Origin of the sequence: Ulvibacterium sp., from assembly GCF_965228935.1 — a bacterium.
In the GTDB taxonomy this organism is placed as follows: Bacteria; Bacteroidota; Bacteroidia; order Flavobacteriales; family Flavobacteriaceae; genus Ulvibacterium.
In genome coordinates, this window is record NZ_OZ245846.1 from 1,558,679 (window position 1) to 1,581,722 (window position 23,044).

Consider the following 23,044-nt stretch of genomic DNA (forward strand, 5'->3'; position numbering starts at 1 on the left):
AAGATGAATTTTCGTTCCAATATATTCAATTCCCATTCCAAGGAGGATGGGGATTTTTTTTTGGGGATAACGAAAATTCTGGGATTCAGGCCAAAAACGTTGAACATATACAAGAAGGCTTTCCTGCATCGATCCATCAACAAGAAGGATGAAAATGGGAACCCCCTAAACTATGAACGCTTGGAGTTCCTGGGAGATGCCATGTTGGGCACTATAATTTCAAAGCACCTCTACAATGAGGTTCCAGGTGGGGATGAAGGGTATCTCACAAAAATGCGTTCAAAAATCGTAAGTAGAAAACACCTCAACGAATTGGGAAAGGATTTGAATCTCATAAAATTTGTTGAAAGCAGGATTCCAAAATCGCATTTCGGGGACAATATTCACGGAAATGTTTTCGAAGCTTTGGTAGGTGCCATTTATTTGGATAGAGGCTATAAATATTGTGAAAAATTCATCAATGAAAGGGTCATTGAACCCTATGTTGATATTGAACAATTGGAAGGGAAGGTAATAAGTTATAAAAGCCTTATTATCGAGTGGTGCCAAAAACAGAAAAAGACCTTTAACTATAACGTATATGAGGATACGGGCAACGATGCACTAAAACACTTTGCGGTTAAACTATCCATAGATGGAAGGGTAATGGCAAAGGCAAGGGCCACCTCAAAAAAGAAAGCCGAGGAAAGGGCCTCAAAAAGGGCATATTATGCATTGCAGGATAAAATGGAAAAACCGTAACTCATAGAAAAATCGAAATCGTTTTTTCAAAAAATTCTTTGCTTGTCCCAACTTAGGCTGTATTCGTTATTAATCCTATATTTACGTTTTGTACACCCATGGTAGCAGTACATAGAATTACGGAAGATTTATGCGAGGATTCCTTTGATCTTATAGCCCTCCATAGTAGTTTGGAAGATTATGCCCTGGTGTACACATTAAATTTTCATTTAAAGTCGAATTTAAGAAGAACCTCTAAGGACCTGGAAACCATGGAACACATTTCTTTCCCGCTTTTTGAGTGGAAGGACAAGGTCAACGATGGGTATTGGAATCTGATCAATAACAGCAGTTTAAAAGAAGAAAGTATGACCAGGGATAATCTTTTTGAAGACGAAACTTCCGTAGTAACCTATCACTTTTTACCAGAATACAAAGAAGTGGATTACTTTCTTAAAATTGAACAGGAAGATATTGATTTGGAAACGAATGTTATTCGGATTTTGAATACAATACCACATATTATGGCAGCTTACACTATAGAGACCGATAAATTAAAATCTAAAAAGAACCTAATCTTTTAACGGAATGCCAGGAAAGAAAAAGACAAAAATAGTAGCCACGTTAGGCCCGGCAACGAGCAAAAAGGAAGTGCTTCAAAAAATGATCGAAGCGGGCGTGGATGTCTTCAGGATAAACTTTTCCCATGCCAATTATGAGGACGTTAAGGAACGTATTCAGATCATAAGGGAATTGAATAAAGAACTGCATACCAACATATCCATACTCGCGGATTTACAAGGCCCCAAGCTTAGGGTAGGGGTAATGGCCGGCGAAGTGGTAGTGGCCCCGGGAGATGAAATTACCTTTGTTACAGGAAAACCGTTTGAAGGTACAGCGGAAAAAGTATACATGAATTATGAAACTTTTCCAAAAGATGTAAATCCCGGGGAGCGTGTCCTGTTGGATGATGGGAAATTGATTTTTGAAGTACTGTCCTCCAATAGAAAGGATGAGGTTAAGGCAAAAGTGGTTCAAGGCGGGCCGTTGAAATCCAAAAAAGGGGTGAATCTGCCGAATACGAACATCTCCTTGCCAGCGCTTACGGAAAAGGATGTAAATGATGCCATTTTTGCCATATCGCAGCAGGTAGATTGGATAGCACTTTCCTTTGTTCGTTTTAGTCAGGATTTGATCGACCTGCAAAATTTGATCAAGGAGCATTCAGAACACAAAATCCCGATTATTGCCAAGATTGAAAAACCCGAGGCAGTAGAGAATATAGATAAAATTGTTTCATACTGTGACGGCTTAATGGTGGCTAGGGGCGATCTTGGTGTTGAAGTACCGGCCCAAGAAGTTCCTTTGATACAGAAACAACTGGTCTTACGGGCAAAGCGGGCACGGATTCCGGTCATTATTGCCACCCAGATGATGGAGACCATGATAACCAGCCTTACCCCGACCAGGGCAGAAGTAAATGATGTGGCCAATTCCGTTATGGACGGGGCCGATGCGGTAATGCTCTCCGGTGAAACCTCTGTGGGCAATTATCCCGTTCAAGTAATTCAAAAAATGTCCGGCATACTCAAAAGTGTGGAAGGATCGGAACTTATACAGGTACCGCAAGAGCCGCCGCATATCCGTACAAAGCGCTATATAACCAAATCGGTCTGTTATCACGCGGCGATCATGGCCAATGAGATAAAGGCCAAGGCAATTTCCACCCTGACCAATAGTGGATATACCGCTTTTCAGATTTCAGCTTGGCGGCCCAGTGCGCATATTTTGGTATTTACTTCCAACGAGCGAATCTTGACCCAGTTGAATTTACTTTGGGGGGTAAAGGCGTTCTATTATGACAAATATGTATCAACGGACGAGACCATAGAGGATGTAAACAAGATTGCCTGCCAAAAAGGGTTTTTGGATACCGGAGACATGCTTATCAGTTTGGCGGCCATGCCCATTAAGGACAAAGGAATGGTAAATACGTTGCGGGTCACCGAAATCGAAACATGTAGTTTTTAAGTAGGGCCGGTGCACATAAAAAGAAAAAACCCCAAGGAACAGGCCTTGGGGCTTTTATTTGAACAGAATCACACTTAGGCAACTTCTTTTTCATAGGCAATGAAGTTTACTACTTCACCATATATGTCGTATATAGGTTCCCCTTTTATCCAACATTTGTAGGGAGAGCCATTTTTTCTATAATTTAACACAATCGCCTCGAACGGCTTTCGTTGTCTTATGGCTTGTCCTATTTCTCTGGAGGTCTGTATACAGGTATCCTTACCTTGAAACATTTTGGGCTTTTTTCCAATAATTTCATCGGGCATATACCCGTTCATTTCAAGGATATTTTGGGTGGCATGTACTATTTTTAGATGGCTATCGGTAACGACGATAACACATTCGTCTTGTATTAGTTTTTCATCAAATTCCAATGGTGTTGACCACTTGTTGATTTGGGCCAACTTTTTAAGAAGGAACACATCGGCATGATCTTTACAGACTTTTTGAAAATGCGCAGCATGGAAATCCCATGAAATTAGTGGCAGACTGGATATACTTTGGGAGCTGTAGAATTTATGTGCCGCCCTATCGTAGTTCTTGATTTCGTTCATGTTCATGTTATCCTCAAGTACTCTATCCAAAAACCGATAAAGAACAATTTTTAATCAATACTACAAAAACCCTTTAAGGCCCAAAAATTTATGGCTGCCATTAACATTTTTGTTTAATAAATACTTCTTTTAAAGCACTTTAGGTATCGTAAGGATGAACAAAAAAGAGAGACTAATTGTGCATTATCGCATAAAATTAGAGGATGAAGTTTGAGTTTCACGACCCCAAATTGGGTTCAATTTTTGGACTGACAAATGATATCAAAAACACAAGAGATCAGTTTTCGATCGGTGCAGGAAATATCAGTATTCTTTGGAACAAAAACGAAAAGCCCGTTACTGTCGAAGTGGATGGGATTCCCTTTGAACTCCTTCCCGATCAATTGATGACCACTACATATCTTCAACATGTTTCCTATGAAAAGGCCGAAATCCCGATTACCGCTTTTGTTTTTAATAGGGAGTTCTATTGTATACGGGACCATGACGAAGAGGTCTCCTGTAATGGAATCCTATTCTTTGGTACACAGGACATTCCCATAGTGTCCATACCCGAGAACCAGAAGCCTAAATTCAATTTGTTATACCAGGTGTTTGTTGAGGAATTTTCCACGCCGGATAACATTCAGGGCGATATGCTTCAGATGTTGCTGAAACGTTTGATTATTATTTGTACCCGTTTGGCCAAGGAACAACACATAGTGAAAAAGTTGGACAACGAACAAGTTGATGTCATCCGTAAATTCAATGTATTGGTAGATACCCATTATAAGACCAAAAGAAAGGTAAGCGATTATGCGGACATGCTCTACAAATCCCCAAAAACATTATCCAACCTATTTGCCATCTACAATCAAAAATCGCCACAGCAGATTATCTTGGATCGTTTGGCCTTGGAAGCCAAACGGCTTATCAATTTTACGGATAAGCAGAATCAGGAGATTGCCTATGAACTGGGGTTTAACGACCCTGCCCACTTTAGCCGTTTCTTTAAAAAAATGATAGGCCAATCGCCAACAAAATATCGGGAAACAAATACGATTTCCGTGTAAAGGGAAATTTCTACAAGTAGTCGGGCAATCCTTCCTAACCCTACCCCCTTTTTCCATCCCATCTTTGTACTGTAATTAAAAAACGGGGAAAGATGAATAACAAACAGACTTCCATTTTCAATCTTATCGAAATATTCCGTCAGCCTAAAAGACCAGTGCTGCATATGATAAATGCGAAAACGCATTGTGAGCAAAAGCAGCATCACGATTTCTATTGCGATATGGAGAAATCCCATGAATAAATTCAATACATAATAAATAAATAAGTAATAACCGTCATTCTTAGGGAATGACCTAAAAATGTAAGATCATGAGCACATTTAATGTACCTAAAAGAGAAGAGGTAAGCGCCAATAATCAGGCTATTTTTGACAACTTGGAAAAAGCAGTAGGCTTTGTGCCCAACCTTTATGCCACCTATACATATTCAGAAAATGCATTGGGCAACTACTTGGCACTACAAAACGCAAAGACATCCTTAAAATCCAAGGAAAAAGAAGTAGTGAACCTAGCGGTCAGTGAAGTAAACAATTGTATCTATTGTTTATCCGCCCACACGGCCATTGGAAAAATGAATGGTTTCACCGATGAGCAGATTCTTGAATTAAGGGCGGGTTATTCCTCATTCGACAATAAACTGGATGCTTTGGCCCGTTTAGCCAAAAACATCACCGAGAACAGAGGTGGTACCGATGACGAAGTTGTTGAAAATTTCTTGAATGCAGGTTGGACCAAAGAAAACCTAATCGATACTATTGTCTTGGTCGGTGATAAAACGATAAGCAATTATTTGCACAAAACCACTCAAGTACCCGTGGACTTTCCCGTAGCGCAACCTTTGGAATCCATTGGGGCGTAATCAATTTAGAATATTCCTTTTTTCCTCCTTCCATATGTTACTCCATGGAACAACAACTGGAAGGAAGGGACTGGAAATAGAGTAGATAGAAACAATAATAAGTAATTTAAAAATCATGAAAAAAGTAATCACAACACTAGTATTTGCAATCGGCTTGGTATTTTCCATGACCGCTCAGGACAAAATGATGAAAAAGTCCAAAAAAACAATTGCCTTGGAACAAACACCAGGGGAATTCACCCAAAAACAATTGTCCGTTCCAGCGGGAACGTATGTTTTTGAAATAGCCAATAATGGCGTAGGACATGATGTAGGATTTGTTTTGGTCAAGAAAGGAAAGGACATCAGTAAACCTGAAAATCACATCCAAACGGCTTATGTGACCGAGGTGGTCAAAACTGGAGAAAGTCAACGATCCAATCCCACGGTCTTGGAAAAAGGGGAGTACGTATATTTCTGTCCGATGAATCCAACCGCCACGGACAATACATTGATCGTGCAATAATTTAGGTTAGGTTTAAGTGGTGTAGGCCCGATAGGTTTAAAAACTTTCGGGCCTTTTTACTGTATTAATTCCTACCGGCCATTACACCACCATCGGTGTCCCAAATGGCTCCAGTTACCCAGGACGCATCGTCAGATAGCAAAAAGGTAATTACTTTGGCCACATCTTCGGCCTGGCCATTTCTTCCTATAGGATGAAAACCGTTAAATCCCTCCAAAGCTTTTTCAGCTTGTTCACGACTTCCGAAAACCGAATCATAGACCGGTGTTTGCACCACGGCCGGTGAAACCGCATTGACGCGTATATGGTCATCTGCCAGTTCCATGGCCAAATGTTGGGTAAGACTATGAAGACCGGCTTTTTGCATGGAATAGGCCGATGAGGGTGTTGCCTTAACGGCTTGCTTGGCCCACATGGAACCTACATTGACGATTGCTCCTCTGCCAGTAGCCTTCATCTTCTTGGCAGCAGCTTGGGTGATGAAGAAAAACCCTTTGTTTAGATCAAGATAGGAATTGTAATCGGCCCGGGTATGTTCTAAAAAGGGTTTGGGTCCGAACACTCCAGAGGCATTTACCAAATAGTCCAGGTTAGGTAGTTTCCCTATTTCGGCAACCAATGCATCCACATCTTTTTCATGGGTGATATCCGTTTTGTGGGGAATAATGCCTTTGGTATCCGGTAGCTGATCCACACTGCGTCCAACTACATGAACGATGGCACCGGAATTTACCAAAGCCTTTGTGGTCGCCTGGCCTATACCGCTGGTACCCCCTATTACAACTGCTGTTTTGTTTTGAAAATTTGACATCATATATATTTAGATAAAATTAGTAATAGACAGACAAGTCTGTCTTGTTAAAATTAAAATTTTTAAGCTATCAATTGGGCCCCAACCTCCCTTGCCGAATAAATAGGCCAATCACTTTGATGCAAATGACTTTCACTAACGGCACTTTCGTACAACAGATACAGTCCATTTGTAATTTTTTCGGCTTCTGCATTGGAAAGATTTTTGATATTGTTGGTAACCACTTCCTTTAAAAAAGCCAATAGTTCTTTTTTCTGATTTTGGATTTCATTTCGGATTTTTACATTGTCCGCAGGAATTTCCGCGATGGTTCGGATGCACCAACAACCATTAAAAGAGGGTTCCCTATAAAATTCCTTTAGGAAATCGAAGACCCCCAAAAGTTGAAACTTCCCTTGGGGTTTCCCTTCAATATAGTCACGCAGGGCTTGGATAAAATAGGCGTGCTTATATTTTAAATACGCGATACAAATGTCGTCCTTGGTTCTAAAATGGTTATACAACGTTGCCTTGGCAATGCCCGCCTTGGCAATGATTTCATTTATACCCGTGGTATTGTACCCATTGGCATAGAACAGATTGGACGCGGTATCAATGATGTGCTGTCTTATTTCCGAATGCTTCACGGGCAAATATAATAAAAATTGAACAAGTCTGTCTGTTTTTTAGTTCTAAGTGAAAATCTGGTAAAAGTTTAGTATCAATTAGAAATCAAACTTCAACTGAACATAAACCGCATCTTCCTTCGTTTCGGCCGCTTTGTTTTCCGTATTCAGGTTTGCCAGGGAGATACCTAATAGACGTACGGAATTCTGTAACTGTTCCTGGTACAGCAGCTCCTTTGCCATTTCAAGAATCAATACCTTATCCGCGATAAAATAGGGAAGTGTTTTACTTCGGGTTTGAAGGGTAAAATCGCTGTATTTTATTTTTAGGGTGATGGTCTTTCCGGCAAGGTTGGACTTTTTTAGGCGACGATCTAATTCATTGGCGATATGCTCCAGTTTTTCCAACATAAAGATTTCGCTACTCAGGTTTTCGCTAAAAGTGCGTTCCGCCCCAACGGATTTTGGAATACGGTGTGGTTTAACCTCACTGGTATGTACCCCACGTACCACATGGTAGTAGTGACTTCCACTCTTTCCAAAATTTGAATCCAAAAACTCCAATGTTTTCTGTTTGAGGTCCTTGCCTGTAAAAATTCCCAACTTGTACATTTTCTCCGCAGTTACCTTGCCCACCCCATAAAACTTGCGTATTTCCAAATCCTCCAAAAATTGGATTACCTCCTCAGGGTTAATGGTCTTTTGCCCATTGGGCTTGTTCATATCACTGGCTACCTTGGCGATGAATTTATTAATCGAGATACCTGCCGACGCAGTCAATCCGGTCTCGTCAAAAATCCGTTGTCGAATCTCCCGAGCTATTAAAGTGGCGGACGGATTTCCCTTTTTATTATGGGTAACATCCAAATAGGCCTCATCGAGGGAAAGCGGCTCTACCAAATCCGTATATTCAAAGAAGATGGTACGAATACTATTTGAGATTTCCTTGTACCGGTCAAATCGGGCCTTTACAAAAATGAGTTCGGGACATTTCCGTTTGGCCAATACACTGCTCATGGCACTGCGTACCCCAAATTTACGGGCTTCATAACTGGCCGCGGCCACGACCCCCCTTTTGGAACTTCCCCCTACGGCAATAGGCTTTCCCTTAAGCTCTGGATTATCCAACTGTTCCACTGAGGCATAGAAGGCATCCATATCTACATGGATTATTTTTCGCAAAGGAATTGTATCGGACATATCACAAAATTAAGGGTCTCCTTGCGAAAGTCAACATGTAAGGTGGGACAGCGAATATTTAACAAAATAAATATGTTTAAACATATGGACATAAGTATCTTTGTTCCAACCTTTGGAACACGACCCATCAAATGAAAAGAAATACCGCTCAACCCCTGTTGCCCCTAAAAAAGGAAAAAAGAGATGATACGGCTTATGACCTATATCCTTCTTTTCATCTGTCGGATGGAAGCATCCAAAACGGGTACGAGACCTTGGCCGAAGACCTTATCCTTAAGAAGAAAGTGATTTTGGACGGTTATATTGGAGTGGATTGGGACGAAGTCATTGGTAGCTTAACAAGCCTATTGGAGAAAAAGGGAAGCAGGGTCGCTACTTTCAACATTGCGGATTTTTTAAAACCTGAAGCCGAAATCCTATCCTTGGTACGTCCTTTTTTGGGAGGGGACGACCCTATTTTTGGATATAGGACAGATCTTAAGCTCCAGGATTATTTTAAAAAAGAGGAACTGCACCATTTGGAACTGGACCAAAAAGCCGACCTGAACATTATTTATGGTACTGGTGCCGCCCTGACCCCTATGGATGGGTTCCTTGTCTATTTTGATGTGCCCAAGAACGAGCTGCAATATCGGATGCGTGCGCAGGCCATCACCAATTTGGGGCTTTCCCGCCCAAAGGATGCCAAACCCATGTACAAGCAATTCTATTTTGTGGATTGGGTGGTACTGAATCGGGAAAAGAAACGATTGTTGCCCCAAATGGATATTGTGGTAGACCAACAACGGCCCCAGGAACCTACGTGGATAAAAGGCGAAGTGTTACGAAAGACTTTGAACCGGATGTCCAAAAGCTATTTTCGTGTAAGGCCGTGGTTTGAACCTGGTGTTTGGGGCGGTCAATGGATGAAGCGTCAATTTCGGGATCTAAACCAAAACGTACCCAATTATGCCTGGTCCTTTGAAATGATTGTTCCCGAAAACGGCCTTCTTTTTGAAAGTAGTGGGACTTTGCTCGAAGTGTCCTTCGATATGTTGATGTACCATGAAAAAGAAAACATATTGGGAAGGGCGGTCAACAAATTTGGGGACGAGTTCCCTATCCGTTTTGATTTCTTGGACACCTTTGAAGGGGAAAATCTTTCCGTTCAATGCCATCCAAGTCTCGACTACATTAAACGGGAATTTGGGGAGAACTTTACCCAGGACGAGACCTATTATATATTGGACACCACAGAAGGGGCCCAAGTATATCTGGGATTTCAGGAAGGAGTGGATCGACATGAATTCCAGCAAGCCTTGGAAAACAGTTACAAAACCAAGGAAACCTTGGAGGTGGATCGTTTTGTACAAAAATTTCCATCCAAAAAGCATGACCTCTTCCTTATTCCACATGGAACGGTACATTGTTCCGGAACCAATAACCTGGTTTTGGAAATCAGTGCCACTCCCTATATTTTCACTTTTAAAATGTACGATTGGCAACGTATGGACCTGGATGGCAATCCCAGACCCTTGAATATTGAGCGGGCCATGCAAAACCTGGATTTTGGAAAGAAGGGAACGTATGTGTCCGAAAGTCTCATATCCAAACCCGCTATTGTCGAAACTGGATCGGATTGGGAAAAAATACACTTGCCCACGCACCCCCTTCACTTTTATGATATATATCGGTATGATTTTGAAACTACGGTAGACCTTATCACTAAAGGCCAATGTCATGTTTTGATGCTGGTAGAGGGGGAGGCCTTGGAATTAAAGGTGGGTGATATCCCATCACAAAAATTTCATTTTGCGGAGACGTTTGCAGTTCCTGCTGCCACGGAAAGCTATACCCTAATTAATAGAGGAAGAAGAAAAGCCAAGGTAATCGTATCCTTTGTAAAGGACGAGGCCTGTTAAAACCGAGATGATATGAAGGACGGAAAATGGATTTACATAGGGGTTTGCTTTTTTGCGGCTGCTCTTTGTGCTGCCCAACAGAAAACGATATGGCAAATTGGCGAATCGGACAATAGTTGTTCGGAATTTGCACTGGCTCCCAAGGGGTATCAGGAATTTCTCCAGGAAGACTTTGGGTGGGAAGACCGTGTATTTGTTATTGGACATTCAAAAACAGAGGAAGACTTTCCTTACGTATTGCCGGGGGCGACCGATTACTGGGGAGGAACATCCGGCCTTGCGGGCATACGTCCACATCAATTGAACCTTTTGTTCAACGTCAAAAAAAAGGGCGATGACGGAAGATGGAAATTAGTGGTCGATATTTTGGACTGTAGCCCCGAAGCGCCGCCCCTTTTCAAGATTTCGGTAAATGGGAGATTCTGGAAATTCCAGATGAAAAAGGGAAAGGAAATAGGTGTCTTGGATGGGGAAACGAGTTCAGGTCAAGAACAAGTAATCCAATTACCCGTGCCCAATGAACTGATAAACCATGGAGGCAATGAAATCCAATTGACTACATTGGAAGGTAGTTGGTTGGTTTTTGACCAGATACGATTGGAAGGTCCAAGGGGAACACAATTACGTATTCCAAAAAAGGCAATGATCAGGAAGGTTTACCCCGCAGATTATGAATTGGCCCAAGACTTGCAGAACGTTCAGCCACTTTTAGTGGAAGTTCAGCACATAGAAGGGAACCCCAACATACAGGTCCATTTGGACGGCGAGACCATTTTTGAAGAGACTTTGGAAGATGGCAGAAAAATCTATGAAGCCCCAATGCCAGCGGTGACATCAAAAAAGCATAGTACGTATGAGGTGATATTGGATGGTGAGGTGGTTCAGGAGGGTAGGGTAGCGAGAAGTCCAAAAATGAGGAACCGACCAGTGGATTATGTCGATACCAAAATGGGTACCGGCCATTCCCGATGGATGATAGCCCCGGGACCTTGGATGCCCTTTGGAATGGTAAAAATAAGTCCGGACAATCAGGATATGGGATGGCAAGCGGGATATCAGCCTACTTTTGAAAATGTAGGCACCTTTAGCCATATCCATGAATGGACCATGGCTGGTTTGGGTACTTTCCCTACCAACGGGCCGTTGATTACCACCATGGGCAGTCCTGAAGCTCCGGATAGTGGATATCGTTCGCGTATGGACAAGGTTACCGAACAAGCCCCTTTGGGGTACTATTCGGTACTATTGACCGATTATGATATAAAGGCAGAACTTACAGCGACCACCAGGTGTAGTTTTCAACGGTATACCTATCCCGAAGACAGATCTGGGTCAAGAATACTGGTAGACTTAAAGATTCCCGCGGAATATGATTATTCCATAGAAGAAGCTTATTTTAAAAAGGTAAGCGATACCAAAATAGTGGGCTATAGCAAGCAGGTTTCATCATCGGTCTGGGGGGAGGTCTACTATCGGAAACAGATGGTAGAAGATGGGGATAGGCCCAGGGAGTGGGACCAGATAGCACAGGAGTATATCGTTCATTTTGCCATGGAATTTGATCGTCCCATAACCCGATTTGGAATCCGTACGGACAAAGGGAGTGTTCTTCCTGAAGGAGATTCGGACACCTATACCATATCCAAACCCGAGGATGTGGTGGCCTTTGTTGAATTTGATACTTCCAAATCCCATGTGGTCCAAACCAGGACGGGATTGTCCTATGTAAGTATGGATCAGGCCGACTTAAACCTTGAAAAGGAAATTGCGGAACCTTTTGGATGGGATTTCGAAAAGGTGCGACATCATCAGGAAGAGGTCTGGGATGATTTGCTCGGTAGAATTCGGATAACTACAACAGATCGGATGGAAAAGATGAGGTTCTATACCAATATGTATAGGGCCCTGGTCAGTAGAAATATTTTTAGCGATGTTGATGGGAGTTGGGTAGATGCAACCGAACAGATTCGGAAATTTAAAAATCCCGACGAAGTGGCACTGGGTTGTGACGCCTTTTGGAATACCTTCTGGAATTTAAACCAGTTTTGGAACTTGGTGGTTCCGGAATGGTCCTCAAAATGGGTAAAATCGCAATTGGCCATGTACGATGCCAATGGTTGGTTGGCCAAAGGCCCGGCCGGTATGGAATATATCCCGGTAATGGTGGCCGAACATGAGATTCCGTTGATCGTTGGGGCCTATCAAATGGGAATACGGGATTTTGATGCGGAAAAGGCCTTTGAAGCTATCCATAAGATGCAGACTACCTTGGGAGAACAGGTAGGCAATGGGTATGCCGGAAACCGGGATTTGGAAGCCTACCTCAAGTACAAATACGTGCCCTATAACAAAGGACGCTTTTCCAATACCTTGGAATATTCATTTGACGACTTTGCCGTCTCACAAATGGCCAAGGCCATGGGTAAAAAAAAGGCATATCAAGAATTCCTGGATCGTGCCTATTGGTGGAAAAATGCCATTGATCCAGAAATAGGGTATGCGCGGATACGGCACTCGGACGGTACTTGGTATCCTGATTTCGATCCAATAAAAACAGCGGGCAACCATCAATACGTAGAAGGCAATGCATGGCAACTCTCCTTTTTTGTGCCCCAAGATATCCCTGCCTTGGCATCTATCATTGGCGAAGAAGCATTTTCCAAACGTTTGGACGATGGGTTTAAGGTAAGTAGTCCATGGCGCTATAATGCACCCAACGAGTTATACTGGGATTTTCCGGTAACCCAGGGTAATCAACAATCGTTGCATTTTTCATTTTTGTTCAATTGGGTCAAAAAACCATGGCTTACCCAAAAATGGAACCGAGACATCATGGATCGTTACTATGGTTACGGAATTTCCAATGCCTATCTGGGTGATGAGGACCAAGGGCAGATGAGCGCTTGGTTCGTGATGTCGGCTTTAGGGCTTTTTCAAATGGATGGAGGTACAAGAACGGCCCCTATCTATGAAATAGGAAGCCCCTTGTATCCCAAGGTAGAAATTGATTTGGGAGAACGCTATGACCGAGGAGAAACATTTACCATACTGGCCAAAAATACCTCCTTCAACAACAAATATGTGCAAAAGGCCATCCTGAACGGAAAGGAGCTGAAAAACTTTTGGTTCCCGGTAAACGAGCTTTTAAAGGGAGGTACTTTGGAACTTATTATGGGTGCTGAACCCAATAAAAATTGGGGGGTGCATGCATTGCCCCCGAGTCCTAGATAAAATTCGAACCTCATGAAACATATATGGCTCGTCCCTATCCTAGTTTTACTTCTCATCAACTGTACAAATGAGAGGCAACAAGAAAGTACCACCACCTTATATAATCTGGTGCAGTATGTAGACCCGCAGATTGGATCGGTGCACGGTCGATGGTTTTTTTACACCCCGGCCGCAAGGCCTTTTGGTATGGCCAAACTGGCTCCCCATACCAACGCCTATAACAGTGATGGCGGATGGGGCCCTACGGGCTATGATGATCGACATACCTCTTTGGAAGGATTTGGACATTTTCATGAATTTCAAATCGGGGGTTTGGTATTTATGCCCATGACCGGCAACCTCAAGACAGTTCCGGGAACGTTGGAGGAACCGGATACAGGTTATCGTTCGCGATTTGACAAAGCTACGGAAAATGCCGAGGCAGGCTATTATACCGTTCACCTCAGCGACTATGATATTCAAGCGGAACTCACTTCCACGGAAAGGGTAGGATACCATAGATATACCTACCCACAGACGGAAACGGCACATTTGATTATCGATATTGGCCACAAGCAAGGTGAAAGTAGCGATGTAACCGAAGCCTTTGCCCAAATCGTAAATGAAACGGAAATAGAGGGTCATATAGAGACCTATCCGGAATACGCAAAATTTTGCGATCCGGGCAAACGGGTCAAAATGTATTTTGTAGCGAAACTGAACAAAAAGCCTCTAAGTACCGGAAGTTTCGTAGATACGGTTCAACAGAAAGGGGCTTCGGAAACAAAAGGCATAAACAACGGGCTGTACCTCACCTTTTCCATGGAAGAGAACGAACCATTGGAGATTAGGACCGGATTAAGTCATACTTCGATCGCCAATGCACGTTTAAACCTGAATACGGAATCCAACGGCAAATCGTTTGATGAGGTAAGGGAGGAATCCCGTAAGCTTTGGAACAAGGCTTTAAACAAAATTATAGTCGAAGGCGGAAAAAAGGAGGACCGGGTAAAATTTTATACCGGACTATACCACGCCCTATTGGGCCGTGGGCTGTCCAGTGACGTCAATGGAAACTATCCCCAGATTGATGGAAAAATAGGGGAAACCCCTTTGGATGAAATGGGTAAACCGAAATATGCCCATTATAATACGGATGGAATATGGGGCGGTTTTTGGAACTTGAGCCAAGTGTGGGGCCTGGCCTATCCCATCTACTTCAGGGATTATGTGCAATCCAATATCGATTTTTACAAGGATAGAGGGTGGCTTCATGACGGGGCCGCCAATGGGGTGTTTACCAATGGGGTGCAGACCAATTTTCAGGGCTTGTTGTTGGCCTCGGCCTACAATATAGGCATTCGCGATTTTGAGGTCAAGATGGGATACAAGGCGGCCCTAAAGAATGAATTGGAATATCGGGGGAGGAACCTGGGGAATGGCAAGTACGACCTAAGCTATTTCATCAAACAAAAGTACATTCCCTATAAGGATACCATTATTTCCAATGGATGGGTATTCAATTTTGGCGCCTCCCATACTCTGGAATACAGTTTTAGTTCCTATGCCGTGGCCCAAATGGCCAAAGGGATGAAGGATATGGACAACTACGGAAAGCTTACGGAACAAGCGGGCTATTATAAAAATTTGTTCGATTCCGAAACCCAATTTATAAGACCCAAATTGGAGGACGGATCCTTTATCCAGGATTTTGATCCCATGCGGGGGTGGGACGGTTTTCAGGAAGGCAATGCGTATCAGTTTAGTTGGTATGCCCCCCATGACGTGGCCGGACTGATGGATTTGATCGGAAAGGAGACTTTTAATGAGCGACTGGAGACCATGTTCTCCAACGCACAAAAAAGTATGTTCGGCGGAGGTTCCGAAGAAATCCATAGTTTTTCGGGGGTGGAAAAATTGTATAATCATGGGAACCAGCCTTGTTTGCACAATCCGTGGCTGTTCAACTATTCCGGCAAGCCCTGGCTTACCCAAAAATGGACACGTACCATTTGTAACGAATTTTATGGGACAACCCCCCTACATGGTTATGGTGTGGGCCAAGATGAGGATCAAGGACAATTGGGGGCATGGTATGTAATGGCGGCCATGGGCCTATTTGATGTGCAGGGACATACTTCGGCCAATCCTACCTTTCAGTTTGGAAGCCCCTTGTTTGACAAAGTAAGCCTGAAGCTTCATGAAAACTACTATCCCGGAAAGGAATTGATCATCGAAACCAGAAATCAACATCCGAATAATCCGTATGTCCAATCGGTCTCCTTTAACGGAAAACCTATTACCGATTGCTGGATGCCAAGGGAGGAGTTAATGAAAGGCGGAACACTGGTCTTTACTATGGGCCCAGAACCAAATAGGGATTGGGGAGTTGGGCAAGTGCCACCATCCATGTCCAATGAAAACAACTAATATCATGAGAGAACGAGTGCAACGCGTGCCTGCCTGCCGCAGGCAGGGTTGCATTAGTTCTTAAATTTTTAAATAACTTATTTACAGACATTTAAAAATTTTAAACGGATGAAAAAATACATAAGCTTTCTTTTAGGACTATTGGTGTTCGGATGCGCCCATCAAAAGGAAAATCAGGAATTAGTCCGTAAAATTTTGGATAATAGCGATTTTCAAGAAGTAAAGAACCGGGCCTTGGAAGTCGTTAAAACTGGATTCAATGCCGGGGACGGATATGGCGAAGTCTGGATACGGGATTACAATACGTTCATAGCGCTTTCCGCCGAGGTGTTTGATGCCGCGGAACTGGAAAAGAACCTACTTGTGTTTTTTAGGCTTCAGGGTGAGGACGGGAATATTGTGGACGGTTTTATCCCCAAGGAAAAAGCCGAAAACGTGGAGGGAGGATATACCTATATTTATTCCGATTTGGAACCGGATTATTGTGGCCACAAGAACACTGTGGAGACGGATCACGAAACATCCTTGATCCAGGCCGTATATAAGTATATCCAAGCAACGGGAAACACGGAATTCTTACAGGAAAAAGTGGGCCAAAGTACAGTGGCCCAACGTATGGAACAGGCCATGCAATTTTTGTTGGATTACCGTTGGTCCAAGGAACATGGATTGATTTATGGGGCTACTACGGCCGATTGGGGAGATGTTCAGCATACGCATCCATGGGGCGTCTACATTACTGAGGATACCCACTATTGTGTGGACATCTACGACAATGCCATGTTGTTGATTGCATTGGATAATATGATGGAATTGCTCCCGGAAACCAAGGCTAAATGGCAAGAAATCCGGAACGCTATCGCACAGAATACCATGACTACACTCTGGGACGCCGAGAACCAAAAGTTCATTCCCCATGTGTATTTGGAAAAATCCCCATACCCCGATGATTTTAATGAAAATGAAATCTACTATCACGGGGGAACAGCAGTCGCCATCGAAGCGGGGCTGCTCAACAAGGAACAGATTAAAGTTTCCCTCAATAAAATGGTGGCCAATGTAAAGGCCTCGGGAGCGGGATCCATAGGATTAACATTGTATCCTCCCTATCCAGATTGGGCATTTGAGAACAAAGGAATGTATCCCTATGGATATCAAAATGGGGGAGACTGGACCTGGTTCGGGGGGCGAATGATCCAACAACTGGTCAAAAACGGTTTTATCGAGGAAGCCTATGAACAACTGTTGCCCATGACCCAGAGGGTCGTCAAGAACGATGGATTCTACGAATGGTATACCGTGGACAACCAACCGGAAGGCTCAGGCACCTTTAGGGGATCTGCCGGGGTACTGTATAAAGCTATTCTTTTGTTGGAAGAATGGGCAGAATCCAAAAAATAGTAGTATGTTGATGGCCTATTTGAAGAAAGACAATAAATCCGGTATCGGTGGATTTTAAATTAGATCAAAATAGTTCCGTTCCCTTTCATGTCCAAATAGAAGGATACTTAAGGGAGCTTATCCTTAGGAAAGATTACAGGAACGGTGCCAGCTTCCTACCCAAAGAGGTGACCCTGTCCAAAAAGTTGGGCGTTTCCAGAAATACGGTTCGGCAGGCAGTAAATACCTTGGTCAATGACGGACTTGTGGAACGCAAAAAAGGAGTGGGCACCAAGGTAGTTACCAAAAAGATTACAACACGATTGGACAACTGGATCAGCTTTACCAAGGAAATGGAAAATCAGGGGATAGAGGTGGTCAATTACAGTGTTCAAATCTCAAATGCGAAAGCCTCCGATGAAGTGTCCAAGGCATTGGGGATTTCCCCATCAAAGAAAGTCTGGAAATTGGAGAAAATTAGGGGGTCAAAGAAAGCCAAGTATTTGTATTCCTTATCGTATTTTCACCCTAGGGTTGGGATTACGGGAAAGGAGGATTTTACAATTCCCCTATATGAGTTGTTGGAAAAGGAGCATGATACCATCGTGATGACCTCCAAGGAGAAGATCAGTGCGGTCAAAGCGGCTGGGGATATCGGATCTTTGCTCGACGTAGGATCCGATATCCCTATTTTAAAAAGGGAACGGGTGGTATGCGATCCCGGGGATAGACCCGTTGAGTATAATGTGGTGTACTATCACACCTCCTATTTTACATATGATATTGAAATAAAGCGGTCGTTGTGAAGTACAACGGCATCCAAAAGTTGTAGTACAACAAAATAAGGAACTGGAAAATGGAAATGCATGATCAAATTGCCATTGGGGTAGATGTCGGGGGAAGCCATATCGTAAGTGCTGCCGTAAATTTAAAGGAACTACGGATTTTGCCCGGAACGACCTTTAGTGTTAAAGTGGACAATAAGGCCACAAAGGAGGTGGTATTGGAAACTTGGGGTACCGCTATTAACAAGACCATGGCCCATATTCCCGATAAAGAAAATGTAAATATAGGTTTTGCCATTCCCGGACCCTTTGATTACGGTAGAGGTGTTGCCCTTTATGAAGGGGAAAATGATAAATATACAAACATGTATGGGGTATCCGTCCCCAAGGAGTTGACACGATATCTGGATAGCGAAAACGTGAATTTCAGATTTCTCAACGATGCCACTTCCTTTGGTGTGGGGGTTGCCACCCAAGGGGGTGCAAAACAATATCCCAAAATTATCGTGGTGACCCTGGGAACCGGATTTGGCTCTGCATTTGTTAAGGATGGAATTCCTCAGGTGAACCATACCGAGGTCCCCAAAAATGGATGTTTATGGGATAAGCCCTTTAAGCAAGGTATTGGGGATGATTATTTCTCTACCCGATGGTGTATAAAGAGATATTATGAACTTTCCTCGGAAAAGGTTAAGGGGGTAAAGGAAATTGCACAGGCGAACAACGATCATAGTCAAACGGTTTTTAAGGAATTCGGTGTCAATATGGCCGAGTTTATGATACCCTTTCTTCAAAAGTTCCGTCCAGAATTGGTAGTTCTTGGAGGCAATATTTCCCATGCCAGTCAGTTTTTTCTACCTTCATTAAAATCAGGAGTACTAGGTGCAGGACTGGACATTCGTTTTGAGGTATCCCTCCTTATGGAAGAAGCGGCAATACTGGGAAGTGCCCAATTGTTCGATGCTTATTTCTGGGATCAGGTAAAAAATGACTTACCCAACGTTTAGTACCGGTACGGTATCATCTTCAGTTCGCGTAAAGGCGGGAATGCATGCCAACTTTTTCATAGCCCGTTTGATTTGATTATTTTTAAGGAATTGCAGATGTTCCATGGCACTAGAGATAGAAAGAAAATTCCTGGTCAAATCGGATGCTTTTAAGAAAGAGGCTATGACCTCCACAAGATTGGTCCAGGGCTTTCTAAATACCCATCCGGAACGTACGGTTCGCGTTCGAATCGATGGTGATTTTGGATACTTGACGATAAAGGGTCTATCCAATGAAACAGGGACTTCCCGATTTGAATGGGAAAAGGAGATTACACCAAAGGAAGCCGAGGAATTACTACTTTTATGTGAACCAAAAGTATTGGAAAAAACCCGATACAAGATTCCCATTGGGGACCATTTTTTTGAGGTGGACGAGTTTTATGGAGAGAATGAAGGATTGATAGTAGCCGAGATTGAACTGCAGAACGAAAAGGAGGTATTTGAAATACCGGATTGGCTCGGAAAAGAGATCACCGGGGAGATAAGATACTATAATTCACAATTGAGCAAACAACCTTTTAATACTTGGAAAGAATGAAAAAATATACTTTGGTGCTCCTTGTACTTCTTATAACGTTTGGTGCTTGTAAGGTGGTGGCCGAAGCTCCCCGGGAAACTACTGAACCTGTAAAGGAAAAGGTAGAAAGATCCACAAGGGAGATTAAGGAGGAGCTAACGGAAAAGGGATTTAAGATCTTTGATTATGTGGATGAGAAAACTAAGGACACCGTCATCATGCAGCAATACTTCATCGCCTTTTTAAAACGGGGGCCCAATCGTTCATCCAATAAAAAAGAAGTGGATAGCTTGCAAGAACTACATTTGGCCCATTTGGGAAAAATGTATGAAGAGGGATATGCGGATATCTCCGGCCCTTTTGGCGACGATGGGGAAATCCGGGGAATTACCATCTATAATACCCCTACCTTGGAGATTGCCGATAGCCTGGCCAACATAGATCCCATGGTAAAATCAGGACGATTGGTCATCGAAATGCATCCATGGTGGGCGGCCAAGGGATTCCCCTTACGATAGCGCCCTTTCGGGTTATGGGCTCAACTCTTTGGTTATCCAATTAAAACTTTCCCCGGCTCTTTCAAATACTTGTTCCTCGGGAACCAAGTCCGGTATAATACCTATAGAGGTCAATAAATCCTTAGGCTGTTCCTGTAAACCCGTAATGATTACCTTGGTACCTTTTAAGGTCAAGTCCAAGATAGCATTTTCCATGGCGTAGATTCCGGATTGGTCCACATAGGGTACCCTGTCCATTCGGATAATCAAAACCCGTATTTCTTCCCCAATGCTCTTTACTTGTTCCTGAAAATGCGAAGTAAACCCAAAGAATAGGGAACCATAAAGGTGTTTTATGTAAATCTTGTCCTTGAATTGTCGGTAAAATTCGGTCTCATCTTGCCAGGGCTTCTCACCATCAAAACCGGCCAGTGTTCCTACTTGCATCCCTTTTTCCCCAATATCACTGGCCCTTTTCATAAATAGAAGCGCAGCGAGGGTTACTCCGATACCGACTGCCTGTATTAGGCTTCCAAACGTGGTCCATAAGAGTACCACCAAAAGCACTATGGCATCCGCGCGGGGAACAATTTTTAAATGTTTCAGGCCCTTTTTGTCTATAATCTTGAATCCGATAGGGATTAGGATGCCTGCCAAAACGGCTAAGGGAATATAGGCGGCCAATGAGCTTAGCCCCAAAAGAACGGCCAATAAAAATGCGCCATGTAATGCCCCTGAGAGTCGGGTACGCCCTCCGGAATTGATGTTTACCACTGTCCCTTTCGTGGCTCCGGCACCAGGGATTCCGCCAATCAAGGCAGCGGCCATGTTCCCAATGCCTTGACCTACTAGTTCCCGGTTACTATTGTGCTTGGTTTTGGTCATGTTGTCCGCAATGACCGAAGTAAGCAAGGAGTCTATGGATCCTAGGACGGCAAGCACCATACCATACTCCAGAACCATAAAATAAGAGCTACTTTCTACACTAAAGAGGCCTTCCAGCTGTAATGAAGGAAGTCCGGATGGGATTTCCCCAATAATGGGAACGTCCCATTTAATGAAGTATGCAAAAACCGATACGGCAATCAATGCCACAAGAGCACTAGGAATAGCTTTGGTAACTTTGGGAAAGAGAAAATAAATGATAATGGTAAGTCCACCAAGCGCCAGTGCTTGCCAATTGAAGTCAGCAAAAAGTCGTGGTAAATCCATAATGACCTTTAATGTGGATTTTGGGGAATCCAAACCCACAAAAGGGAAGATTTGAAGGATTACGATAATCAATCCCACCCCGCTCATAAATCCCGAAATCACAGGGTATGGAAAGTATTTAATATATCCGGCAATGTTAATGAGGCCAAAAACCACCTGCAAGGCACCGCCGATTAAAAAGCTAAGAATAATTATACCCATCGCATCCTGTAGACTTCCTGTAACCTCAATGGCATTGGCTACCAAGGCCGCGGAAACCACCGTCATGGGTCCCGTTGGACCACTAGCCTGTGTGGGGGTACCTCCAAAAAGTGCAGCCAAAATCCCTACCGCTATAGCTCCATAAAGGCCGGCAATGGCACCTAGACCGGACTGGACCCCAAAGGCCAATGCCAAGGGCAAGGCTACTACACCGGCTACCAGGCCGCCCATTATGTCGCCCTTTAGATATTTGGTATCGTATATTGATTTGATCATTTTTATAAAGTTAACGGGTTACAAAATGAAAACGACAAGAAGTCTCAAGGAAAATCGGCTATACCGATACCAATGTCCCCCATGCCCTTATCGAATATGTCATCTACGGGAACCTTAGTGTTCACGCAAAATTAACCACGACTTTGGAAAAATGGTCAAAGGGCACTCTTGAATTGCTCCAAAAACCGAAGATCATTTTCACTTAACAGCCGTATGTCGGAAATTTGATAAAGCAAAAGGGCTATTCTGTCAATTCCCATTCCAAAGGCAAAACCTGAGTACTCCTTGGAATCGATGCCACAATTATCCAATACATTGGGATCTACCATGCCACAGCCCATAATCTCCAACCATCCCGTTCCCTTGGTCATCCGATAATCGGTTTCGGTTTCCAGCCCCCAATATACATCTACCTCTGCACTGGGCTCGGTAAACGGGAAATAGGAGGGACGTAGCCGTATTTTGGACTTCCCGAATAGTTCCGTTGTAAAGAATTGCAATGTTTGTTTCAAATCCGCGAAGGACACATTCTTATCAATATATAATCCTTCCACTTGGTGGAAAAAACAATGCGATCGGGCCGAGATAGCTTCATTCCGATACACTCTTCCCGGGGAAATAGTCCGAATCGGGGGTTTGTTGTTTTCCATATAACGCACTTGTACGGACGAGGTGTGGGTCCGTAAAAGAATGTCCGGATCGGTCTGAATGAAGAACGTGTCCTGCATATCCCGGGCCGGATGGTATTCCGGCAGGTTCAATGCGGTGAAATTGTGCCAGTCGTCCTCAATTTCCGGACCCTCCGAAACGTTGAAACCTATCCTTGAAAAAATCTCTATGATTTGATTCTTGACAATGGATATAGGGTGGCGCGCGCCAAGAGGAATTGGCTCCCCCGGTCGTGTAAGGTCGCCATAAATACCTTTTTCCTCATGTTTGTTTTCGAGGGTTTCCTTTAGGGCATTTACTTTTTCGGTCGCGACCTGCTTAAGCGCATTTATAGTTTGTCCAAATTCCTTTTTTTGTGTATTGGGTACATTCTTGAATTCAGCAAAAAAATCGTTCAACAATCCTTTTTTACCCAAATACTTTATTCTAAAAGCTTCAACAGCTTCCTTTGAATCCGCTGTAAACTTTTCGACTTCTGCAATCTGTTCCTTGACTTTATCGATCATCTTTTTGGACTAGAGATGCAAAATTAAGATTT

The 23,044-nt window shown here is 43.3% G+C and carries 21 protein-coding genes; 15 read left to right on the forward strand and 6 right to left on the reverse strand.

The features are described from left to right. Nucleotides 1-3 precede the first annotated feature (3 nt). From rnc to pyk, 3 genes are all read left to right on the forward strand, one after another. Nucleotides 4-741, forward strand: coding sequence for a ribonuclease III (gene rnc, locus ACO06Y_RS06380; protein WP_422082995.1), 738 nt, complete (start codon nucleotides 4-6; stop codon nucleotides 739-741). Between the two features lie 98 nt (nucleotides 742-839). Then, nucleotides 840-1,304, forward strand: a complete 465-nt coding sequence (locus tag ACO06Y_RS06385) for an IPExxxVDY family protein (protein ID WP_422082996.1) — start codon at nucleotides 840-842, stop codon at nucleotides 1,302-1,304. 4 nt (nucleotides 1,305-1,308) lie between these two features. Beyond that, nucleotides 1,309-2,751, forward strand: coding sequence for a pyruvate kinase (gene pyk / locus ACO06Y_RS06390; protein WP_422082997.1), 1,443 nt, complete (start codon nucleotides 1,309-1,311; stop codon nucleotides 2,749-2,751). Between the two features lie 74 nt (nucleotides 2,752-2,825). On the opposite strand, the gene ACO06Y_RS06395 is transcribed toward pyk, so the two are convergent. Beyond that, nucleotides 2,826-3,377, reverse strand: a complete 552-nt coding sequence (locus ACO06Y_RS06395) for a PAS domain-containing protein (RefSeq protein WP_422082998.1) — start codon at nucleotides 3,375-3,377, stop codon at nucleotides 2,826-2,828. A gap of 173 nt (nucleotides 3,378-3,550) precedes the next feature. Here ACO06Y_RS06395 and ACO06Y_RS06400 point away from each other — a divergent pair, with 173 nt between their 5' ends. From ACO06Y_RS06400 to ACO06Y_RS06415, 4 genes are all read left to right on the forward strand, one after another. Beyond that, nucleotides 3,551-4,399: a helix-turn-helix domain-containing protein gene (locus ACO06Y_RS06400; RefSeq protein ID WP_422082999.1), complete on the forward strand. Its 849-nt coding sequence runs from the start codon at nucleotides 3,551-3,553 to the stop codon at nucleotides 4,397-4,399. A 92-nt stretch (nucleotides 4,400-4,491) separates the two neighbouring features. After that, the gene (locus ACO06Y_RS06405) at nucleotides 4,492-4,641 is read left to right on the forward strand and encodes a hypothetical protein (protein ID WP_422083000.1); all 150 of its coding nucleotides are present in this window, start codon (nucleotides 4,492-4,494) and stop codon (nucleotides 4,639-4,641) included. A 68-nt stretch (nucleotides 4,642-4,709) separates the two neighbouring features. After that, nucleotides 4,710-5,258, forward strand: a complete 549-nt coding sequence (locus ACO06Y_RS06410; protein ID WP_422083001.1) for a carboxymuconolactone decarboxylase family protein — start codon at nucleotides 4,710-4,712, stop codon at nucleotides 5,256-5,258. A 115-nt stretch (nucleotides 5,259-5,373) separates the two neighbouring features. After that, a complete protein-coding gene (locus tag ACO06Y_RS06415; protein WP_422083002.1) occupies nucleotides 5,374-5,763 on the forward strand; it encodes a cupredoxin domain-containing protein in 390 nt (129 codons plus the stop codon). A gap of 64 nt (nucleotides 5,764-5,827) precedes the next feature. Here the strand turns inward: ACO06Y_RS06415 and ACO06Y_RS06420 are convergent, their stop codons facing one another. The 3 genes from ACO06Y_RS06420 to dinB form a co-directional block, all read right to left on the reverse strand. Next, nucleotides 5,828-6,577 carry an SDR family NAD(P)-dependent oxidoreductase gene (locus ACO06Y_RS06420; RefSeq protein WP_422083003.1) on the reverse strand — a complete coding sequence of 250 codons (750 nt, stop codon included), beginning with the start codon at nucleotides 6,575-6,577 and terminating at the stop codon, nucleotides 5,828-5,830. A gap of 59 nt (nucleotides 6,578-6,636) precedes the next feature. Next, nucleotides 6,637-7,200: a TetR/AcrR family transcriptional regulator gene (locus tag ACO06Y_RS06425; protein WP_422083004.1), complete on the reverse strand. Its 564-nt coding sequence runs from the start codon at nucleotides 7,198-7,200 to the stop codon at nucleotides 6,637-6,639. A gap of 78 nt (nucleotides 7,201-7,278) precedes the next feature. Beyond that, nucleotides 7,279-8,379, reverse strand: coding sequence for a DNA polymerase IV (gene dinB, locus ACO06Y_RS06430; RefSeq protein WP_422083005.1), 1,101 nt, complete (start codon nucleotides 8,377-8,379; stop codon nucleotides 7,279-7,281). A 131-nt stretch (nucleotides 8,380-8,510) separates the two neighbouring features. On the opposite strand from dinB, the gene ACO06Y_RS06435 reads away from it, so the two are divergent. The 8 genes from ACO06Y_RS06435 to ACO06Y_RS06470 all read left to right on the forward strand — a co-directional run bounded on the left by ACO06Y_RS06435 (nucleotide 8,511) and on the right by ACO06Y_RS06470 (nucleotide 20,169). Next, nucleotides 8,511-10,280: a class I mannose-6-phosphate isomerase gene (locus tag ACO06Y_RS06435; RefSeq protein WP_422083006.1), complete on the forward strand. Its 1,770-nt coding sequence runs from the start codon at nucleotides 8,511-8,513 to the stop codon at nucleotides 10,278-10,280. A 12-nt stretch (nucleotides 10,281-10,292) separates the two neighbouring features. Then, entirely contained in the window at nucleotides 10,293-13,511 is a 3,219-nt protein-coding gene (locus tag ACO06Y_RS06440) for a GH92 family glycosyl hydrolase (protein WP_422083007.1), read from the forward strand. A 12-nt stretch (nucleotides 13,512-13,523) separates the two neighbouring features. Continuing rightward, nucleotides 13,524-15,920: a GH92 family glycosyl hydrolase gene (locus ACO06Y_RS06445; RefSeq protein ID WP_422083008.1), complete on the forward strand. Its 2,397-nt coding sequence runs from the start codon at nucleotides 13,524-13,526 to the stop codon at nucleotides 15,918-15,920. 108 nt (nucleotides 15,921-16,028) lie between these two features. Continuing rightward, nucleotides 16,029-17,321 (forward strand): hypothetical protein, encoded by a 1,293-nt coding sequence (locus ACO06Y_RS06450; RefSeq protein WP_422083009.1) that lies wholly within the window; start codon nucleotides 16,029-16,031, stop codon nucleotides 17,319-17,321. A 47-nt stretch (nucleotides 17,322-17,368) separates the two neighbouring features. Beyond that, on the forward strand, nucleotides 17,369-18,106 hold the full coding sequence (locus ACO06Y_RS06455) for a GntR family transcriptional regulator (RefSeq protein ID WP_422083010.1): 738 nt from the start codon (nucleotides 17,369-17,371) through the stop codon (nucleotides 18,104-18,106). A gap of 50 nt (nucleotides 18,107-18,156) precedes the next feature. Further along, the gene (locus ACO06Y_RS06460) at nucleotides 18,157-19,092 is read left to right on the forward strand and encodes an ROK family protein (protein WP_422083011.1); all 936 of its coding nucleotides are present in this window, start codon (nucleotides 18,157-18,159) and stop codon (nucleotides 19,090-19,092) included. A 103-nt stretch (nucleotides 19,093-19,195) separates the two neighbouring features. After that, nucleotides 19,196-19,672, forward strand: a complete 477-nt coding sequence (locus ACO06Y_RS06465) for a CYTH domain-containing protein (RefSeq protein ID WP_422083012.1) — start codon at nucleotides 19,196-19,198, stop codon at nucleotides 19,670-19,672. Further along, on the forward strand, nucleotides 19,669-20,169 hold the full coding sequence (locus ACO06Y_RS06470) for a YciI family protein (RefSeq protein WP_422083013.1): 501 nt from the start codon (nucleotides 19,669-19,671) through the stop codon (nucleotides 20,167-20,169). The genes ACO06Y_RS06465 and ACO06Y_RS06470 overlap by 4 nt, the downstream gene beginning before the upstream one ends. 12 nt (nucleotides 20,170-20,181) lie before the next feature. Here the strand turns inward: ACO06Y_RS06470 and ACO06Y_RS06475 are convergent, their stop codons facing one another. Together ACO06Y_RS06475 and pheS are read right to left on the reverse strand one after the other, a co-directional pair. Beyond that, nucleotides 20,182-21,837 carry a SulP family inorganic anion transporter gene (locus ACO06Y_RS06475; protein ID WP_422083014.1) on the reverse strand — a complete coding sequence of 552 codons (1,656 nt, stop codon included), beginning with the start codon at nucleotides 21,835-21,837 and terminating at the stop codon, nucleotides 20,182-20,184. A gap of 155 nt (nucleotides 21,838-21,992) precedes the next feature. Continuing rightward, nucleotides 21,993-23,012 (reverse strand): phenylalanine--tRNA ligase subunit alpha, encoded by a 1,020-nt coding sequence (gene pheS, locus ACO06Y_RS06480; protein WP_422083015.1) that lies wholly within the window; start codon nucleotides 23,010-23,012, stop codon nucleotides 21,993-21,995. Between the last annotated feature and the right edge of the window lie 32 nt (nucleotides 23,013-23,044).

Bases quoted from the DNA above. Each gene is read 5' to 3' on its own strand.
- rnc (WP_422082995.1), top strand. From the start codon at position 4: ATGAATTTTCGTTCCAATATATTCAATTCCCATTCCAAGGAGGATGGG.
- ACO06Y_RS06385 (WP_422082996.1), top strand. From the start codon at position 840: ATGGTAGCAGTACATAGAATTACGGAAGATTTATGCGAGGATTCCTTT.
- pyk (WP_422082997.1), top strand. From the start codon at position 1,309: ATGCCAGGAAAGAAAAAGACAAAAATAGTAGCCACGTTAGGCCCGGCA.
- ACO06Y_RS06400 (WP_422082999.1), top strand. From the start codon at position 3,551: ATGAAGTTTGAGTTTCACGACCCCAAATTGGGTTCAATTTTTGGACTG.
- ACO06Y_RS06405 (WP_422083000.1), top strand. From the start codon at position 4,492: ATGAATAACAAACAGACTTCCATTTTCAATCTTATCGAAATATTCCGT.
- ACO06Y_RS06410 (WP_422083001.1), top strand. From the start codon at position 4,710: ATGAGCACATTTAATGTACCTAAAAGAGAAGAGGTAAGCGCCAATAAT.
- ACO06Y_RS06415 (WP_422083002.1), top strand. From the start codon at position 5,374: ATGAAAAAAGTAATCACAACACTAGTATTTGCAATCGGCTTGGTATTT.
- ACO06Y_RS06420 (WP_422083003.1), bottom strand. From the start codon at position 6,577: ATGATGTCAAATTTTCAAAACAAAACAGCAGTTGTAATAGGGGGTACC.
- dinB (WP_422083005.1), bottom strand. From the start codon at position 8,379: ATGTCCGATACAATTCCTTTGCGAAAAATAATCCATGTAGATATGGAT.
- ACO06Y_RS06435 (WP_422083006.1), top strand. From the start codon at position 8,511: ATGAAAAGAAATACCGCTCAACCCCTGTTGCCCCTAAAAAAGGAAAAA.
- ACO06Y_RS06440 (WP_422083007.1), top strand. From the start codon at position 10,293: ATGAAGGACGGAAAATGGATTTACATAGGGGTTTGCTTTTTTGCGGCT.
- ACO06Y_RS06445 (WP_422083008.1), top strand. From the start codon at position 13,524: ATGAAACATATATGGCTCGTCCCTATCCTAGTTTTACTTCTCATCAAC.
- ACO06Y_RS06450 (WP_422083009.1), top strand. From the start codon at position 16,029: ATGAAAAAATACATAAGCTTTCTTTTAGGACTATTGGTGTTCGGATGC.
- ACO06Y_RS06460 (WP_422083011.1), top strand. From the start codon at position 18,157: ATGGAAATGCATGATCAAATTGCCATTGGGGTAGATGTCGGGGGAAGC.
- ACO06Y_RS06465 (WP_422083012.1), top strand. From the start codon at position 19,196: ATGGCACTAGAGATAGAAAGAAAATTCCTGGTCAAATCGGATGCTTTT.
- ACO06Y_RS06470 (WP_422083013.1), top strand. From the start codon at position 19,669: ATGAAAAAATATACTTTGGTGCTCCTTGTACTTCTTATAACGTTTGGT.
- ACO06Y_RS06475 (WP_422083014.1), bottom strand. From the start codon at position 21,837: ATGATCAAATCAATATACGATACCAAATATCTAAAGGGCGACATAATG.
- pheS (WP_422083015.1), bottom strand. From the start codon at position 23,012: ATGATCGATAAAGTCAAGGAACAGATTGCAGAAGTCGAAAAGTTTACA.